Source organism: Streptomyces sp. NBC_00316, assembly GCF_036158715.1.
Classification (GTDB): Bacteria; Actinomycetota; Actinomycetes; order Streptomycetales; family Streptomycetaceae; genus Streptomyces.
On record NZ_CP108023.1, the window covers coordinates 872667 to 889476 of the forward strand.

Here is a 16810-nt window from a genome sequence, read left to right on the forward strand (position 1 = left end):
CTCCCACCGAACCTGCTCAGCGGTGGTACCGGCTGAACCTCGCTCCGGCGAGCACGGAGCCGTCGGCGGTGAGCATGCCTACGCCGGTGACCGGCGCCGTGCCGGCGGGGCAGGGCGCGCCCCGGGCGCCGTAGCCCTCGTCGCTGAGGGCGAAGGAGCCGTCCTGGACGGTGGAGCCGTCGGCCCGCTGAAGCCGGCACCGGACGGAACCGGAGTGCCCGTCGGCGTCCACCGTCATGTACAACCAGGGCGAGTGCCCGGTGTGGAGGCAGATCTGCCCGAGCGGGCTGCCCCGCCGGCGAGTTGGGCGGGGAGCGGCTGCGGCTGCACCGGGGAGGCGACCGGCGCGACCGGGGCCGGCGCTACCGGCGCAGTGCTTCGACGGGTTGGATGCGGCTGGCGCGCCAGGCCGGATAGAGCCCGGCCAGCAACCCGGTGACCAGACCGATCACCGGCGCTGCCATCACCGTCGTCGGCTGGATGACCGGCGTCCACTCCCGGGTCATGGCGACGCCGACGACTGCGAGGACTCCCAGGGAGGTTCCGACCAGACCGCCGAGGGTGCCCAGGACCGCGGACTCCGCGAGAAACTGGCCGAGGATGTGCCGGCCGCGGGCACCCAGAGCGCGGCGCAGGCCGATCTCGCCGGTGCGTTCCATGACGGCGACCAAGGTGGTGTTGGCGATGCCCACCGCGCCGATGAACAGACACACCGCGGCGAGCACCAGGAAGAGTTGACCGAGGTCGCCGCTCACGCCGCTGCGCAACGTGCGGGGGTCGGGCGGTGGCACGGCCCTGAGATATTCGGGGTGATCGGGGCGCAGTGCCACAGGGGCCTCGAGTGCCACCTGCTGTGCGGCACCGATGCGAGTGCTGACCAGCATTTCGGCGCCGTCCTTGGGAGGACCCCAGATCTGCTGCGCGGTACTGCGCGGAACGATGACGGAGAGCAGCAGATCGGCCTTGCGCCGCACGTCGTCGACGATACCGATCACGGTGAACGCCTGATCGCCGATGAAAACGGCCGGATGTGTCTCCAGTGTGGTGATCCCGAGCTTCGCCGCCATTCCCGTACCGATCACGGCAACTCTCTGCCGGGTGGCGTCGTGCCAGCGGTTGAACACGGCTCCTTGGCTCACCGAGGGACCGGCGGCGTCAAGTGCTCCCGCCGAGGCGGCGACGACCTGGATCTGGGTTCCCGCGGCAGAGCCCGCAACGGGCGCGGACCGCACCTGCTGTCCCTTGCCCAGTTGCACCGTCCACAGGACGCCGCCGTGCTGCACGCCGTTGAGGCGTTCGATCCTTTGATCGGCATCGTCGGGAAAGGCGAGGTTCTCGAATTCGGTGTACTCGCTGCTGACGTCCTGAACCGACACCTCGGTGGCGCTCAGTTCGCTGAACCGTCCGTCGATCTGTGATGCCGCTGTGGCCGTGAGGCCGAGCACCGCCACGAACGATCCGACCCCGAGCACCGTTCCCAGCGCGGTCAGCGCCGCGCGGGCCGGACGCTGCAGCAGGCCGGCCGTGGACTCGGCGATCAGGTCCCGCCAGTGGAACCGGGACGGCTCCACCCCGGCAGCACGGCGGCGACGGAGAAGTACCGGCAGAACAGGAGCGCGCATCACACTCCGCCTTCGGACAGCATGCCGTCCCGTATCGACAGGGTCCGCATGCCCCGCTCGGCCACCGCGGGGTCGTGCGTGATGACCAGGACGGTCATCCCGTCGCTGTGCAGGGCCTCCAGCAGCCCCATGATGGTGGCGGCCGTCGCAGAGTCCAGGTTGCCCGTGGGTTCGTCGCACAGCAACAGGGAGGGACGTGCGGCAAGAGCGCGGGCGATGGCGACACGCTGCCGTTCCCCGCCGGACAGCGTGGTGGGGACCGCGTTCATCCGGTGGCTGAGCCCGACGCGTTCGAGGGCCTCTCCGGCAGCCCGGACACGGTCCTTGCGGCCGGCTCCGGCGTACACCATGGACAGCGCCACATTGTCCACGGCCGTTCGGTGCGGCATCAGATGGAACGCCTGGAAGACGAACCCGATGCGACGGCCGCGCAGTGCGGAGCGGTCCGGGTCGCTGAGTGTGCCGGTGTCGATCCCGTCGAGCAGATAGTGGCCCTCCGTCGGGGAGTCCAGGAGTCCCGCGATATTGAGGAACGTCGACTTCCCGGACCCCGAGGGACCCACGATGGTCACGAACTCGCCCTTGCGTACGACCAGGTCGCACGGCTTGAGCGCGGCAACCGGAGGAGGGCCCGGATAGGTCAGCCCCGCCCTGCGCATCTCGATGACACACGTGTCGCCGCTCATGACCGGCCGCTGACTGCGGAGGAGCCCGTGCCGGTGGCGGCGACTCCGGTGATGACCTGGTCTCCCGCGGCCAGTGCGAATCCGGCCTCCGGGCGGATCTCCACGTATCCGTCGCCGGCCGCCCCGGTGGTGACCGGAATACGGTGCCGTGTCCCGTTCCGCTCGGCTGCTGTCACCGCGGTGCTGCCGTCGGCTCCGGCCGAGACGGCGGTGACCGGGACGACGAGGACCTTGTCCTCGGTGGCCGCCGTCTCGATGGTCAGCCGCACATCCTGCCCCGCCATCGAGGCATCGAGGCCCTTGTCGGGCACCACGACCATGGCGTAACCCTGGGCCCCGGACGACTCGGCCTGGGGACCCTCGGTGCCTGGCGTCTGCTGTTGTTGCGCGACGCTGTCCGACACCGACCGCACCGTCGCCATCGCGGACTTGCCTTCCAGCTCGGAGACGATCTGCACCCGCTGCCCGGGGCGCACCAGCCGGCGCTGCTGGTCCTGCAGGAATCCCCGGACGACGAGACGGCCGGCCGATACGGTCATCACGCTTCCCGACACATGGGAGCCGACCTCTGCCGCCACCTTGTCCACCCGGGCCGGAAAGCCCTTGAGGTACACCACTTCCGCGGCGGGGAGCATGGGACCGGTCCTGGCCTTCACCTGTGCGAGCTGCTGCTGAGCCTTGGCCAGGTCTTCTCCGGCCCGCTGCAACTGAGTGGTCGGGGAGCTGCCGTCACCGGTGCCCGGCACCCGCCCCGTGGCCGGAGCAGCCGGGGAACCGGCCGTCCTGCCGGGGTCGGCGGCGGACCGCTGGGCCGCCTGGAGGTCCTCGACGTTGCGCCGTGCTGCGGTCACCGCGTCCTGCGCGCTGGCCACAGAGGCGTCGCCGTCGGCCTCGGCAGGCAGCGGGTCGTACCCGATGCCCTGGTAGAAGGCGGCCAGGGCCGCTTTGGTCCCCGCTCCGAAGTACCCCGACCGGTCATCGGACGTGGAATGGCCCGCTTCCTTCAGCACCTGCTGGAGCTGGGCGACGTCCTCGCCCTCGGCGCCGGGTTTGAGGTCCCGGTACACCGGCAGCGTGCCCTTGAGAGCGATGACGGGGCGCCCGGACACCTCCATCAGCACCCGCCCGGAGGAGAACGTGCTGCCGGCTGTCAGATTCATCTTGGTCACCACGGGGGACCCGCCTCCCTCGCCCGAGCCGGACGGGGAGATCTCGACGGTCTGCGATGCGCTGACGGTTCCGCGCACGATCACCGACTCCCGCAGGACGCGGCGCTCCACGGGAGCGGTCATGACACTGGGCGGCGGGGCCGCGGTGTCCGCGGCGGCCTGGGCGGGTGACTTGATGACACGGGCCGAGACAATGCCCAGGCCCGAGACGACCACCGCCACGACCACCACCGCACTCAGCAGACGTCGGCGGCGGGCCAGGCCGCTCCCGCCGTCGGATGCGGCCTGGGCGACGACCTCGGCAACGGGGTCGACCGCCGACTCGGCGTTGTCGGGCACTACTTCATGACCATGGGCCACGGCTGATCCTCACATCTGCGCGGCACCTGGGAGAGGGCCGGCGGACCATGGACGTGTGCGCCGCTCGCCGGTTTGGCACGACGACGCCTCGCCCACATTCCGATTCACCTGCGAAGTGCCGCTTCCGCGGTCTTGACCGCCTTGGCGTTCTTCTGCTTGAGCTGTTCCAGGGCGAGTTGATTCTCCTCGACCTGCTGTTTCTGAATGGCCGCGTCGACCGAATACCAGATGTGGACGAGGTCCACTTCCTTCTTGCAGTCGATATCGGCCAGAGCTATGGAAATGTCCTTCGCCGATGCGGCCGCACCTTCGACCTTCGGCACGAGATTGACCGCTGCATAGGGGTCCTCCACGGAGTAGCCCTTTTTCTTCATGCAGCCTGACCATGCCTTGATGACTTGCTGAACTTTCGGGTCCTCCTGACTCTTGACCAGACTGTCGTGGTCGAGCCGGCTCGAAAGCCCGAAATCGATCTGGGCACCGATCTTGTTGAACGCCGCACCCTGGCAGCCGTCCTTGGGAATCTTCTTCCCCTGATAGGTGGCAGGCGCTTGTTCGGCTCTCGGGTTCAGTCCCTTGCGGCCGGTCAGAACGGCAACCGCCGCAGGGGTCAGCTTCGGAGGTTGCGGGTGTTCCCCGTTCTCCGGGGGAAGACCGTATCCGTACTTGGCGGCCGCGTCCCGATCGGTGATTCCGTACCGTCGCGGCATATTGGAGTCGTCCGCGTTGGGCGGCGGATTGGTTCCCACCGGAGGAAACGTGATAGTGAACCCGAATCCGGCCATGCACTCCGTCTCGAGGCTTCGGCCGGCACGCTCGATGACGACGGAATCCTCATAGGTCTGCATGTACTGCTGCAGCGGCAGGACCAGCCCCCGCGCGAGCCCGGAATCCGGTGTCGCCTTGGGCCAGGACGACTCGTCGACGGTGGCGACACCCGAAGCGGACGGCCGTGGCGCCTGGCCGTCCGCTTCGGATGCGGACGAGCCGCACCCGACGAGCACACTCGTCGCAAGCCCTACTCCGCCCAAGGCCAGCAGGAGCCTGGACCGGCGTGCGGACGCGCCGCGCTCAGGCGAAGTGCGAGGAGGCATTGTTGTTCTTCAGGGTGGCATCCAGGTTCGTGCTGGACCCGCAGCCGTAGTAGTGCGGGATGGACTGGGAGTGTCCCGCGTAGCCCGAGTTGTAGTAGACGCGGTAGCCGTCGACCGTGGAGCAGTTGTTCGCGGACGCGGCGTTGTTCTTCACCAGCTGCCCGGAGCCGTCCCCGTAGCCGGAGTAGAACACGTAGATGTAGTGCACGGTGCCCGCATCGGTCCCGTTGTACGAGACATACGTGCCTGCGTGATCGGAGATGTTGCCGTAGAAAGAAGCGAAACTGCCGCTGGGGTTTCCGATCCCCGAAGTGGCGACGGAGTGATAGTTCATGTAGAGGTCACCCTCGGTGCAATTCATGAAATCACAGTTGTCACTCACGTACTGCGTGCTCACCGCGGCAGCCGGCGTGGCCGTGTACAGAATGGCCGTCCCCGCAGCCACAATCGCGGCCCCAAGAGCACTCATACGTGCGCGAACAGTCTTGATACTCATCGACTTCCCCTCCAAGTTCGCCAATACCTGCGAACGGCGCGCCGAAGCCGCCCATGACAAGCGAATCGCCCCCATGGAAGTGCTTTGCCCCGCCCCGCAAGTCCCCTGCAATACCCAAACCCGGGATCACTTGATCCGAACAAGGCGGGACACTACCGAGCAGCGAAGGGGCTGGTCTAGATCTTTCGGGACCGCTCGTGATCTTTGACCTCTGCTTTACCTGTCCACTTTTCCTGGATTGGCGACAACTTGGGGAGTATGCGTCGAGCGACGGAGAGGCACATACGGTCCGAAGGGTCATCAACCTGCGCATGGCGTCGACGAGTTGAGTGCCGCAACACCCAGGACAAAAGGGCCCCGCACCGGACAGAAACCGCCTTGCACAGGCCCTGAGCGTTTACCCGTAGATGCATTTCCGCCAACTCGATGGCGCATTTGAATCGCCTCGGAGACGTCGTGCGCCGATTCGCTCGCAGAGACACGCGGCCACGGGACAATTCGACAGCCTCATTCCGCGCCCGAACAGGCAATCGCCCAAGGCCCGGGCGCCCCGAACCGGACCGTCCGCGCGGACACGCCGGGCGCTCACCGTCGTGACCAGGCCAGCACTTCGTCCACCGGCCACGACGTGACGACCTGTTCCGCCGGCACGCCGCACTCCTCGGCCCGGGCACAGCCGAGGATCTGCCAGTCGAGCTGACCGGGCGCATGTGCGTCGGTGTCGATCGCGAACAGCACCCCGGCATCCACGGCCCGGCGCAGCAGACTCCGGGGTGGGTCGAGCCGCTCGGGCCTGCTGTTGATCTCCAGGGCGGTGCCCGAATCGGCGCAGGCGGCGAAGACTTCGTCCGCGTCGAACTGCGAGGCCGGGCGGCCCCGGCCGCCGATCAGACGACCCGTGCAGTGCCCCAGTACGTTCGCCTGCGGATGGCTGACGGCGGCGACCAGGCGACGGGTCATGGCCCCCGCATCCATCCGCAGTGCGGAGTGCACGGAGACGACCACGACGTCGAGCTGTTCCAGCAGGTGTTCCTCCTGGTCGAGGGAGCCGTCCAGCAGAATGTCGCACTCGATGCCGGTGAGGAGTCTGAACGGCGCCCAGTGCTCATTGAGTTCGGCCACAGTGGCCAGTTGGCGGCGCAACCGCTCGGGCGACAGACCGTGTGCCACGGTCAGCCTCGGCGAGTGGTCGGTGAGGACCACCCACTCGTGTCCCAGTTCGATGGCCGTCCGGCCCATCTCCGCGATCGGGCTTCCGCCGTCCGACCAGTCGGAGTGGAGATGGCAGTCACCGCGCAGCCGGGCGAGCAGCGTCCCGCCGCCCTCCGCAAGGGGAGCCTCGGCGTCCTCCTCCAGCCGCCGGAGGTAGGCGGGTACTTCTCCGGCCAGCGCTTCGCGCACCACCAGCGCCGTCTTCGGCCCGATGCCCCTGATCGACTCCAGCGTCCCGGCCGTCACGCGCTGCGCGACCTCGTCGCCCGTCATCGCCCCGATCGCACCGGCTGCCGTGCGGAAGGCCTGGACGCGGTAGGTGGCAGCCCGGCCGCGTTCCAGCAGGAAGGCGATCCGCCGCAAGGCGTCGACCGGATCCATCGGCACCTCCCGTCCCGCCACGACACGGCGGGGCCCGCGCGCACCGGGGCTCTCCCCACGGTGGCACACCCGCACGGCGGGCGGCATCTCGTGGAGCCGCGCCACCCCGGCGTACGCGGAGGAAGGCCCCCTCGCGGGAGGCGCCACAAGTCTCGGGCCGGCGCCTCCCGCGGCCGGGGTCAGTGGCTCCGGGGCGCCGGCTCCAGGACGAAGACAGGAATCTCCCGGTCGGTGTTCTTCTGGTAGTCGGCGTAATCGGGGTACGCCTCGACCGCCCGCTCCCACCACAGGGCCTTCTCGTCGCCGGTGACCTCACGTGCGTTCATGTCCCGGCGGACCGGCCCGTCCTGAAGCTCGACCCGCGGGTCGGCCGTGATGTTGTAGTACCAGACGGGGTGCTTGGGTGCGCCTCCCAGCGAGGCGACCACGGCGTAGGTGCCGTTGTGTTCGACCCGCATCAGCGGCGTCTTGCGGATCTTGCCGCTCTTGGCTCCACGGGTGGTCAGGATGATGACCGGCATGCCTCGCATCGTGGTCCCCTCCGTCCCGCCCGAACTCTCGAACAGCTCGACCTGATCGCGGACCCACTGCTCGGGGCTCGGCTCGTACGCACCCTTGAGAGGCATGGCATCTGTCCCATCGTCGGCATTCGGGCAGCGCGGACGTCGATGTGTCCTGCGGCATCGAGAACTCTTTCATCATCGCGCCGTCCCCGGCCCCGGACGAGTACGCGTGTCACGGCGCCGGTTCGGCCGCACGCGAGCGTCGGCCGGGCAGAAGCCGGCCGCGCGGGTGGATCGTGGAGCGCCGACCCCACGTTTCGGCTTCGGTCTACGTCTGCTCGGTGGGCTGCTGGGCGGCCTCGCGTGCACCGGCGCTGATCAGCCCTGTCTCGTAGGCGACGATGACGGCCTGGACACGGTCACGGAGTCCGAGCTTGGCCAGGATGCGGGCGACGTGCGTCTTGACGGTGGCCTCGGCCAGGTGGAGGCGGGTGGCGAGTTCTGCGTTGCTCAGCCCTCGGGCCAGCAGGCCGAGGACCTCCAGCTCCCGCGGGGTGAGTGAGGCGAGGTCGCGGTGGAGGGCGGCGGTGTCGCTGCCGCGCTGGGCGAACCGCTGCACGAGCCTGCGGGTGATCGCGGGTGCGAGGAGAGCGTCGCCGGTACGGACCGTGCGGACGGCCGCGGTCAGATGCTCGGGGGTGACGTCCTTGAGGAGGAAGCCGCTGGCCCCGGCTGACAGTGCCGCGTAGACGTACCGGTCGAGGTCGAAGGTGGTCAGGATGATGACGCGGGGTTTGTCGGGGAACGGGGTCGCCCCCGCTCGAACGGGGTGGAGAGCTCGGGGAGCGGTGAGGATGCGGCGGGTGGCCTCCAGCCCGTCCATCTCGGGCATCCGGACGTCCATCAGGACCACGTCGGGACGTGTGCGGCGGACCGCTTCGACCGCTTCGGTTCCGTTGGTCGCCTCGGCGACGACATCGATGCCGTCGGCGCCGAGGATCAGCCGGAATCCGGTGCGGACGAGGGTCTGGTCGTCGGCGAGGAGTACCCGCAGCGGCTCGGTCACGGTGTCTCCAGGGGGATCAGTGCTTCCACCCGGTAGCCGCCGGTCAGGCGTCGGCCGGTGTTCAGGATTCCGTCATGGACGGCGAGGCGCTCGCGCAGGCCGATCAGGCCCCGGCCGTTCCCGGCGGCCGCGCCCGCGCCCGGACGTCCACCGGTGTCGGTGACTTCCACCCGGAGCCGTTCCGGGCCGTAGTCGACGGTCACGGCAGCGGTGGCGCCGGACGCGTGCTTCACGGTGTTGGTCAGGGCTTCCTGGACCACGCGGTAGGCGGCGAGTTCGAGGCCGGGCGGGAGGGGGCGGGGCGGGCCTGTCACGGTCAGGTCGACGGGCAGTCCGGTGTCCCGGACCCGTCCGACCAGCGTTTCCAGCTGGTCCAGGCCGGGTTGCGGGGCCAGCTCCGCCGCCGAGTCGGCCGGGTCCGCTCCTCCGTCCGTCCCCTCGCCCTCGTCTGCCATGGTGAGCAGTCCCATGACGTGACGCAGCTCCGTCATGGCCGCCCGTCCGCCCGCCTCGACGGCGAGCAGCGCCTCGCCTGCCTGCTCGGGCGAGGTTTTCATGATCTTGCGGGCGGCGCCCGCCTGGATGATCATCACGCTGACGTTGTGCGTGACGACGTCGTGCAGTTCGCGGGCGATCCTGGCCCGCTCGTGCCCGACGGCCCGGCGCAGCGCCTCGGCCTGTTCGCGCTCCAGGGCGGAGAGCCGGGTGCGGCCCTCGTCGGTCCGGAGTTTCCAGGTACGCAGGCCGACGGCGGCCACCGCCATCGGGACCAGGATCAGCAGGGCGATGTATTCGTTGGGGACGATCGGTGTCACCGAGTTCCCCGAGGTGCCGACCAGGACGACGGACACCGGCAGCGCCGCCAGGGCCGCCACCCGGTACGGGCTGTACACGGCGGCGCTGTAGACGGCGATGACGAACGCGTAGAAGGTCAGCCGCAGAACGCTCTGCGGTGTCGCCAGTGTCGCGGCCGTCACGACGCACAGCACGGCGAGCGGGTAGCGTCGGCGCAGCGCCAGGGCACCCGAGGCGATGACCGCGAGGGTCACCATGAAGGCCAGGCCGCCGGGGCCGGACGGGCGTGGCAGGACGGCCTCCACTCCGGGTGCGATCTCACGCACCACGACGACATCGGCGTTGTCGATGCCGTAGTAGACGGTGGCGATTCCGAGTGTCAGTGACGCCAGCGCGTCGAACCGCCGGGCGCGCAGGGTGGGTCGCAGCGGGGGACCGCTCGGAAGCCTGGCGTCGCGGACCGTCCGGCGGGCGGCTTCCCGCAGCCCCTCCAGTGTCGTACGTACGTCCATCACCGGTTCATTGTCGCCGCCGCGCGGACCCGCGGAGTCCGTCCAGGTGGTCATTCCCGGCGCACCGGATACATCACCCGCCTACATCGCAGGGATGACGTTCTTGGGGCTCATCCCAGTGCGGTACCGCAATGGGTTCGGGCGGACGACGTGTACGGAGCGGGCCCGCTCCTAGCGTTCGCAGAGCCAGCCGCCCGTACCTGAGGAGCCCTTCATGACCACGCCGGTGATCGAACTGCGCGAGGTGAGCCGCCGCTACGACGACGGCCCGCCCGCGCTGCACGAGGTGTCGCTGACCGTGCAGCCCGGCGAGGCCGTCGCGATCCTCGGTCCTTCCGGCAGCGGCAAGTCCACGCTGCTCAATCTGATCGCCGGCCTGGACCGGCCCGACACGGGGACCGTCACCGTGGACGGGGTGCGGGTGGACCAGCTGGGCGAAGCCGGATCGGCGCTCTACCGGCGGTCGAAGATCGGCATGGTCTTCCAGTTCTTCAACCTGCTCGACGATCTGACCGTCACCGACAATCTCGTCCTGCCCGCGCGCCTCGCGGGTACGCCACGCGGCGAGGCGGACCGCCGGACGGCGGAACTCCTGGAACTGCTGGGCATCGACCGGCATGCCCGCGCCTACCCGGGACGGCTGTCCGGCGGCGAGCGGCAGCGCGTCGCGGTGGCCCGGGCGTTGATGAACCGGCCGGCGCTGCTCCTGGCCGACGAGCCGACCGGGGCCCTGGACACGGCCGCCGGACAGGACGTCAGCAGGCTGCTCACCGGCCTCAATGCCGAGGGCCAGACCATCGTCGTGGTCACCCACGACCTGGACTTGGCCCGGTCCTGCACGAACCGTACGGTCCGGATCGCCGACGGCCGGATCACCGAAGACGTCCGGTCGCAGGCCGTCGCCCCGGAGGCCGTCCGATGAGCGCGCTCGGCAAGGTGGTGCGCTCGGGGGTGGGACGACGGCGGGTGCAGACGCTGGTGATCGGGCTCGCCACGATGATGGCGGTGGCCGCTTCCGTCCTCGGCGGATCGCTGCTCGTGGTTTCCGGCGCGCCCTTCGACGACGCCTTCGCCAAGCGGCACGGCGCGCATCTGTCCGTGCAATTCGACGCGGGCAAGGTGAGTGCCGGGCAGTTGTCGAAGTCCACGGACACCGACCGGGTGAGCAGCGCGGCCGGGCCGTTCCGTACGGCGACGGTCACCCCGCTGTCGGACGGGGCGGGCCCCGGGTGGCCGATGACCGTGGTCGGCCGGGGCGATCCCGGCCGTGACGTGGACGAGGTGGCACTGCTCGACGGGCGGTGGCCCACGCACTCCGGCGAGATCGTGCTGTCCGCCGACTCCTCAGTCATCCCGACCATGGGCAGGAGGCTCGCCTTCCCCGGTCTTCCCGGCGGTCCGACTCTGACGGTGGTCGGTGTGGCCCGCTCCGTCACGCAGACCGCTGACGCCTGGGTGGTTCCGTCCCAGATGCCTGCGCTCACCGCGCCCGGGAGCGGCGGCTACCAGATGCTCTACCGCTTCACCGACGCGGGCACCGCCGCGCAGATCACCGCGGGCGGCAAGGCCGTGACGGAATCGCTGCCGCCGGGAACGGCCGTCGGCGAACAGTCATGGCTCACCGTCAAGAAGACCGCCGAGCGCGACACCGCCCTCTACGTCCCCTTCCTCATCGCGTTCGGCACCCTGGGCCTGGTCATGTCGGTGCTCATCGTCGGCAACGTCGTCGCGTCGGCCGTCGGCGCGGGAACGCGCCGCATCGGCATCCTCAAGGCCGTCGGCTTCACCCCGGCCCAGGTCGTGCGGGCCTACGTGGGCCAGGCACTGATCCCGGCCGCCGTCGGCACGGCCCTCGGTGTCCTCACCGGCCGCCTGCTGGCCGTCCCCGTACTGGCCGAGACCGAGGAGGTCTACGGCACCTCGTCCCTGTCCATCGCCCCCTGGGTCGACCTGGCGGTGATCTCCGGGGTGCTCTGCCTGGTGGCGGCAACCGCGTGGGCGAGTGCCTGGCGGGCCGGCCGGCTGCGTACGGTCGATGCGCTCGCCGTCGGGCATACCGTTTCGGCGGGGCGCGGCCGGTGGGCGGCCCGCCTGGCCGGGCGGCTGCCGTTGCCGCAGCCGGTCGCCCTGGGCCTGGCCCGGCCCTTCGCGCGGCCCGCCCGCGCGCTGGCCATGGGTACGGCGATCCTGTTCGGCGCCATCGCCGTCACGTTCACCGTGGGGATGGACGCCTCGCTCGGCCAGGTGATGAAAGCCAAGGCCCACGACGTCGCCGATGTCGTCGTGCCCGCGCCCTTGCCGGACTTCGGACGCCAAGGCCCTGGCTCCGAGAAGCAGCCCAAGGCCGACCCCGCTGCAGTCGCCGCGGCCATCGAGGCCGCCGCCGGAACAGGGAAGCACTACAGCGCCGCTACCGTACGGGCGACCGTGTCCGGCCTCACCGGCACCATCGACGTGATCGCGTTCACCGGCGACGCCTCCTGGGGCGGCTACTCGATGGTCTCGGGCCGGTGGATCGACAAGCCCGGCGAGGCCGTGGTCCCGACCCCGTTCCTGGCCGCCACCGGCACCCGCATCGGCGACACCGTCACCCTGAACGGCCTGGCCGAGCCGGTCACGGTCCGGATCGTCGGCGAGGTCCTCGACCCCCGCAGGGACGGCATGCAGGTCCTCACCGACGGCTCGACCCTCACAGCCGCACATCCCGACCTGACGGAGACCAGCCACCACATTGCGGTCACGTCAGGCACCGACGTGACCGGCTACGTCGACGCGTTGAACAAGGACCTGACACCGCTGGGGGCCACCGCTCGGGCCGGCGGGCTCGGCGCCGGCAGCGACATGGTCGTCACGCTCAACGCGCTGTCCGCGATCCTCACGCTGATGCTCGTCGCCGTCGCCGCGCTCGGCGTGCTCAACGGCGTACTGCTCGACACCCGCGAGCGCGTCCGGGAGCTCGGTGTCCACAAGGCGCTCGGCATGACGCCCCGGCAGACCATCGCCATGGTCATCACCTCGGTCGTCGTGACCGGACTGGTCGCGGGCGCTCTGGGCGTGCCGCTCGGCGTAGCCCTGCACGGCTGGGTCATCCCCGCGATGGGCGACAGCGTGGGGCTGCGCCTCCCCGGTTCCGTCATCGCCGTCTACCACGGGGCCGAACTGCTCCCGCTCGCACTCGGCGGCCTGCTCATCGCCACCCTGGGTGCGCTCCTGCCCGCCGGCTGGGCCGCCGGGGCGCGGACCGCCACGGCCCTGCGCACCGAATAGGAGGCCGGGTTCGGCGCTCTGCTTCCGGCCCCCACCGCAAGGAGCGGTGGGGCCGGTTGGCCGGGACCCTCCCACCGGCGCGGGCGCTCTGCGAACTTCGCCACTCATGCCCGGGGTTCCGCCCTGGGGACCCGTGTAAGGCGGCTGTGCCGGCCGGGCTTCTGCTTCAGGGCCGGGTCTTCCCGGTACAGGTGCGCGGTCACCGTGGCGAGGTCGTCGGGCTGCCCTTCCAGTGCGGTGATGCGGCCGTTCGCCGTTCGCAGTCGGCGCCGCAGACCGGCGGGTTCGGCGCGCTGTGCGGTGGGAGCGGGCTGCCGGGGCATCGCACGGAGCGCCCCCGCAGGCTCAGTGCAACTGCTGCTCCCAGTCCTCGGGGACCTTGCCTTCGGGACCCGGGGCGGGCTGGGCGATCGGGTGCGAGGTCGGCGGCAGCAGCTCCGGCCCTTCGTAGTACTCCTCGGTCTCGAAGTTCCACAGCCAGTTCTCCCCCGGCTCGAAGCTGGCCAGGATGGGATGCCCCGCCTCGCGTGCATGCTTCGAGCCGTGCTGGCCGGGTGAGGAGTCGCAGCATCCGATGTGCCCGCACGCGGCGCAGCGACGCAGGTGGAACCACCATCCCGGCCCTTGGCCCGCCAGACAGTCCGCACATCCCGCTCCGCTGGGAGCTGCGGTGAGATCGATGCCCGGGACCTGGTCAGATGCCATGTGACGTGCCTCCCTGGTCAGACGCGAGCACCCGGACCCCACCGGTCCCGGCTCGACGCGCTGAGCCCGTCCGCGTCCCCTTCTGCATCGTAAGGCCGGGTGGGCGGGCGCGCCTGCGTCGAGCGATCGCTCACCTCTCCGGAGTCGTCGGCTGCGGCTGCGGCCGGCGGGTGCTGCCCAGCCGCCGGCGGAGTGCGGCAAGTCGGGGATGGCGTTCGTGCAGTTCGGCGGAGTGGCGGTCGAGTTCCTCGCCGAGACGTTCGGCGCGCTTGTCGATGTCCAGCTCATCCAGAATGCGGTCGATCTCTGCGAGCAGAGCGCCGTGGAGCTGCCACTGCCTGGGGTGCTCCTGGACGTCCTCCAGCAGGAGGTCGGCCACCACGTCCCGGGTGGCACGGCTGGATGCCAGCGCGGCGGCCAGCCGCGACTCGGCCTCCTCGGCGTTGGCGGACACGGGGGTGGTGATCAGCGTGGAGAAGCTTTCGATCGCTTCGGCCATCTGCCCGAAGAGCCCTCGGAGCGACACCGCCACGTCCTCGGGGAAGAGCGCCTCCTCGGTACGAGCCTTGGCCAGGTCCGTCAGGGTGCGTGCCAGCACCCGCAGGACGACGGCACAGATCTCCAGCGTGTCGAGCCCGGTACGCAGGACGATCCGGTACAGGAGTCCCTGGCTCACCCGGGGGTTGAGCATGAGGCTCTCCTCGGCCTGGCGCAGCGAGGCGTCGACGGCCACGATGTCGTGGTCCAGCCGGCGCGCGTCGTGCAGCCTGGCCGCGGCCTGCGAGACGGAGATGTGCCCGCCGATCTCCTCACCCATGGCACGGAACGTCCGCCCCATCTCCCGCGCCAGCGTGTCGATGGACACGCCCGCAGTCTCGACCCAGACCGGCGGAGCGAACAGGTTGAACAGCAGGCCGACACCCGCACCGATCAGGGTCTCGAGCACGCGGTCCCATGCGGTGTAGGCGATCTGGGACACGCCGAGGACGAGCATCGCGCTGATGGCCACCTCGGGCACGAACTCGTCCACGCGCACCAAGCGTCCGATGATCAGCGAGCTGAAGATCGTCAGACCCAGGCTCCACCAGGTCAGGCCCACCAGGGCGCTGAATCCGATGGCGATGAGCACCCCGACGACAACGGAGTTGACTCGCCGGATACCCGTGGTGAGCGTCGCGTACAGCGTGACCTGAACGACGAGGAGCGCCGTCAGCGGGGCCGTCAGCGGCGCGGGCTGGGGAAGGGTCCACACCGCGACGACGTAGGAGATGACCGCGGCCGCTGTGGAACGCAGGGTCTGGACCGCGACCGGTTCGCTGGTTCGTCGTACGAGATTGATCACAGGTGCGGAGAGTTCTGGCATCTCACTCCCCTTCCCCAGGGCGACCGCTTGCAGCCCCACGGATGGACCGGACGGGTGCCGAGGGCGTTGCCGGGACGGCGAGGCTGCGCCGGGTTCGCCGTCCCCCGCTCCGCTCCCCCGCGGTCCGCCCGTCAGGCGTTGAGGACTCCGGCGCCCAGCAGGGCGAACAGCAGCACGCCCACGACGATGCGGTAGATGACGAACGCATTGAACGAGTGTTTGGCAACGAACTTCAGCAGCCAGGCGATCGAGGCGTACGCGACGACGAACGAGACCACCGTGCCCACGGCGAGCGGAGCCACGTCCATACCGCCGCCGACCGCGTCCTTCAGTTCGTACAGCCCGGCGCCGGTCAGTGACGGAATGCCGAGGAAGAAGGAGAGGCGGGTCGCGGCGACGCGGTCGAGGTCCAGGATGAGTCCGGTGGACATGGTGGCGCCGGAGCGCGAGAAGCCGGGAAAGAGAAGTGCCAGGATCTGGGAGGAGCCGACGAGCATCGCGTCCTTGAACGTGGTGTCCTCCTCGCCCCGCCTGTGCCGCCCCATCTGGTCGGCCGCCCACATCACACCGCTGCCGACGATCAGCGACCCCGCCACCACCCACAGGGAGGCGAGCGGCCCTTCGATCAGCTCCTTCGCCGCCAGCCCGACGATCACGATCGGGATCGTGGCGTAGATGACCCACCAGGTGAACTTGTAGTCGTGGTTGTCCCGTTGGTCGCGGTGGCGCAGACCCCGTAGCCATGCGGTGACGAACCGGACGATGTCCTTGAAGAAGTAGAGCAGGACGGCGGCGATCGCACCCACCTGGATGACCGCGGTGAAAGCGACGACACCCTTGTCGTCCACCGGGATGTCCATCAGCCCCTCGGTGATCTTCAGATGCCCGGTGGAGGAGATCGGAAGGAACTCGGTCACCCCCTCCACGATGCCGAGCACGACGGCCTGTCCGATGCTGATGGCGCTCAAGTGTTCCGTCCTTGTGAAGCGTTCGGTGGATGACGGTGGTGCGGTGGGGCTCGCAGCTCCCGGAGTTCCGAGCGGTGAGGTCCGGATGTCCGCCGGCAGCCGGTCGGCGAATGCGTGGCACACTCGGGGAAGGCCTTTACCTTCTACGCGCGCGTAGAAGGATGGGTGTGACTGTAGAGGATGAGCGAGGAGGCAGCCAACGGTGGGTACGGTTGAGCGTGCCGGGGCACACGGGACGGACGGCCGCCTGGCCAACGGGAAACGGGAAGCCGAGGTGCTCGCCGTGCTCCGGGCGGCGCAGGAGCCGCTCACCCCGAGGGCCGTACGCGAACGCATGGACGGCGACTTGTCCTACAGCACTGTGGTGACCATCCTGACCCGGCTGTACGAGAAGGACGTCCTCACCCGGGTTGCGCAGGGCCGGGCCTTCGCCTACGCGCCCGCCACGGACGAGCCGGGTTTCGCGGCCCGCCGGATGCGCCAGGCCATGGAGGAGGTGCCGGACCGCGAGACGGTTCTCACGCGCTTCGTGGACGACCTGTCGAGCGGCGACGAGGCACTGCTGCGCCGGTTGCTCGGCGGCGACCTGGACTCCGGCCGGTAGGGCACGG

17 protein-coding genes are annotated in these 16810 nt (G+C 70.0%); 3 read left to right on the forward strand and 14 right to left on the reverse strand.

Features of this window, described 5'->3' with window-relative positions; genetic code table 11:
- Positions 1-16: 16 nt before the first annotated feature.
- The 10 genes from OG878_RS03990 to OG878_RS04035 all read right to left on the reverse strand — a co-directional run bounded on the left by OG878_RS03990 (position 17) and on the right by OG878_RS04035 (position 9896).
- Positions 17-238 (reverse strand): hypothetical protein, encoded by a 222-nt coding sequence (locus OG878_RS03990; protein ID WP_328885447.1) that lies wholly within the window; start codon positions 236-238, stop codon positions 17-19.
- Positions 239-362: 124 nt separating this feature from the next.
- A complete protein-coding gene (locus OG878_RS03995) occupies positions 363-1622 on the reverse strand; it encodes an ABC transporter permease (protein ID WP_328885448.1) in 1260 nt (419 codons plus the stop codon).
- A complete protein-coding gene (locus OG878_RS04000; RefSeq protein WP_328885449.1) occupies positions 1622-2308 on the reverse strand; it encodes an ABC transporter ATP-binding protein in 687 nt (228 codons plus the stop codon). The genes OG878_RS03995 and OG878_RS04000 overlap by 1 nt, the downstream gene beginning before the upstream one ends.
- Positions 2305-3837 (reverse strand): peptidoglycan-binding protein, encoded by a 1533-nt coding sequence (locus OG878_RS04005; RefSeq protein WP_328885450.1) that lies wholly within the window; start codon positions 3835-3837, stop codon positions 2305-2307. Before OG878_RS04005 ends, OG878_RS04000 begins: the two co-directional genes overlap by 4 nt.
- 104 nt (positions 3838-3941) lie before the next feature.
- The gene (locus OG878_RS04010; protein WP_328885451.1) at positions 3942-4841 is read right to left on the reverse strand and encodes a hypothetical protein; all 900 of its coding nucleotides are present in this window, start codon (positions 4839-4841) and stop codon (positions 3942-3944) included.
- Between the two features lie 67 nt (positions 4842-4908).
- Positions 4909-5292 (reverse strand): hypothetical protein, encoded by a 384-nt coding sequence (locus OG878_RS04015; protein ID WP_328885452.1) that lies wholly within the window; start codon positions 5290-5292, stop codon positions 4909-4911.
- Between the two features lie 720 nt (positions 5293-6012).
- Positions 6013-7020, reverse strand: coding sequence for a PHP domain-containing protein (locus OG878_RS04020; RefSeq protein ID WP_328885453.1), 1008 nt, complete (start codon positions 7018-7020; stop codon positions 6013-6015).
- Between the two features lie 179 nt (positions 7021-7199).
- The gene (locus OG878_RS04025; protein ID WP_328885454.1) at positions 7200-7646 is read right to left on the reverse strand and encodes a nitroreductase family deazaflavin-dependent oxidoreductase; all 447 of its coding nucleotides are present in this window, start codon (positions 7644-7646) and stop codon (positions 7200-7202) included.
- A 205-nt stretch (positions 7647-7851) separates the two neighbouring features.
- Complete coding sequence (locus OG878_RS04030; protein WP_328885455.1) at positions 7852-8589, reverse strand: response regulator transcription factor; 738 nt, start codon at positions 8587-8589, stop codon at positions 7852-7854.
- Complete coding sequence (locus OG878_RS04035) at positions 8586-9896, reverse strand: sensor histidine kinase (RefSeq protein WP_443049232.1); 1311 nt, start codon at positions 9894-9896, stop codon at positions 8586-8588. The genes OG878_RS04030 and OG878_RS04035 overlap by 4 nt, the downstream gene beginning before the upstream one ends.
- Before the next feature lie 214 nt (positions 9897-10110).
- On the opposite strand from OG878_RS04035, the gene OG878_RS04040 reads away from it, so the two are divergent.
- The gene (locus OG878_RS04040) at positions 10111-10818 is read left to right on the forward strand and encodes an ABC transporter ATP-binding protein (RefSeq protein ID WP_328885457.1); all 708 of its coding nucleotides are present in this window, start codon (positions 10111-10113) and stop codon (positions 10816-10818) included.
- Positions 10815-13163: an ABC transporter permease gene (locus OG878_RS04045; RefSeq protein ID WP_328885458.1), complete on the forward strand. Its 2349-nt coding sequence runs from the start codon at positions 10815-10817 to the stop codon at positions 13161-13163. The genes OG878_RS04040 and OG878_RS04045 overlap by 4 nt, the downstream gene beginning before the upstream one ends.
- A 104-nt stretch (positions 13164-13267) precedes the next feature.
- On the opposite strand, the gene OG878_RS04050 is transcribed toward OG878_RS04045, so the two are convergent.
- The 4 genes from OG878_RS04050 to OG878_RS04065 form a co-directional block, all read right to left on the reverse strand.
- Complete coding sequence (locus OG878_RS04050; protein WP_328885459.1) at positions 13268-13486, reverse strand: hypothetical protein; 219 nt, start codon at positions 13484-13486, stop codon at positions 13268-13270.
- A 22-nt stretch (positions 13487-13508) separates the two neighbouring features.
- Positions 13509-13868 (reverse strand): UBP-type zinc finger domain-containing protein, encoded by a 360-nt coding sequence (locus tag OG878_RS04055; RefSeq protein ID WP_328885460.1) that lies wholly within the window; start codon positions 13866-13868, stop codon positions 13509-13511.
- A 130-nt stretch (positions 13869-13998) separates the two neighbouring features.
- The gene (locus OG878_RS04060) at positions 13999-15231 is read right to left on the reverse strand and encodes an FUSC family protein (protein WP_328885461.1); all 1233 of its coding nucleotides are present in this window, start codon (positions 15229-15231) and stop codon (positions 13999-14001) included.
- A 131-nt stretch (positions 15232-15362) separates the two neighbouring features.
- Positions 15363-16199 (reverse strand): undecaprenyl-diphosphate phosphatase, encoded by an 837-nt coding sequence (locus OG878_RS04065; protein WP_328885462.1) that lies wholly within the window; start codon positions 16197-16199, stop codon positions 15363-15365.
- Between the two features lie 202 nt (positions 16200-16401).
- On the opposite strand from OG878_RS04065, the gene OG878_RS04070 reads away from it, so the two are divergent.
- The gene (locus tag OG878_RS04070; protein WP_328885463.1) at positions 16402-16803 is read left to right on the forward strand and encodes a BlaI/MecI/CopY family transcriptional regulator; all 402 of its coding nucleotides are present in this window, start codon (positions 16402-16404) and stop codon (positions 16801-16803) included.
- The last annotated feature ends 7 nt before the right edge of the window (positions 16804-16810 follow it).

What these genes read in the sequence shown, in the direction of transcription:
- OG878_RS03990 (WP_328885447.1), bottom strand. Translation starts at nt 238, where the DNA reads ATGACGGTGGACGCCGACGGGCACTCCGGTTCCGTCCGGTGCCGGCTT.
- OG878_RS03995 (WP_328885448.1), bottom strand. Translation starts at nt 1,622, where the DNA reads ATGCGCGCTCCTGTTCTGCCGGTACTTCTCCGTCGCCGCCGTGCTGCC.
- OG878_RS04000 (WP_328885449.1), bottom strand. Translation starts at nt 2,308, where the DNA reads ATGAGCGGCGACACGTGTGTCATCGAGATGCGCAGGGCGGGGCTGACC.
- OG878_RS04015 (WP_328885452.1), bottom strand. Translation starts at nt 5,292, where the DNA reads ATGAATTGCACCGAGGGTGACCTCTACATGAACTATCACTCCGTCGCC.
- OG878_RS04020 (WP_328885453.1), bottom strand. Translation starts at nt 7,020, where the DNA reads ATGGATCCGGTCGACGCCTTGCGGCGGATCGCCTTCCTGCTGGAACGC.
- OG878_RS04025 (WP_328885454.1), bottom strand. Translation starts at nt 7,646, where the DNA reads ATGCCTCTCAAGGGTGCGTACGAGCCGAGCCCCGAGCAGTGGGTCCGC.
- OG878_RS04035 (WP_443049232.1), bottom strand. Translation starts at nt 9,896, where the DNA reads ATGGACGTACGTACGACACTGGAGGGGCTGCGGGAAGCCGCCCGCCGG.
- OG878_RS04040 (WP_328885457.1), top strand. Translation starts at nt 10,111, where the DNA reads ATGACCACGCCGGTGATCGAACTGCGCGAGGTGAGCCGCCGCTACGAC.
- OG878_RS04045 (WP_328885458.1), top strand. Translation starts at nt 10,815, where the DNA reads ATGAGCGCGCTCGGCAAGGTGGTGCGCTCGGGGGTGGGACGACGGCGG.
- OG878_RS04050 (WP_328885459.1), bottom strand. Translation starts at nt 13,486, where the DNA reads ATGCCCCGGCAGCCCGCTCCCACCGCACAGCGCGCCGAACCCGCCGGT.
- OG878_RS04055 (WP_328885460.1), bottom strand. Translation starts at nt 13,868, where the DNA reads ATGGCATCTGACCAGGTCCCGGGCATCGATCTCACCGCAGCTCCCAGC.
- OG878_RS04060 (WP_328885461.1), bottom strand. Translation starts at nt 15,231, where the DNA reads ATGCCAGAACTCTCCGCACCTGTGATCAATCTCGTACGACGAACCAGC.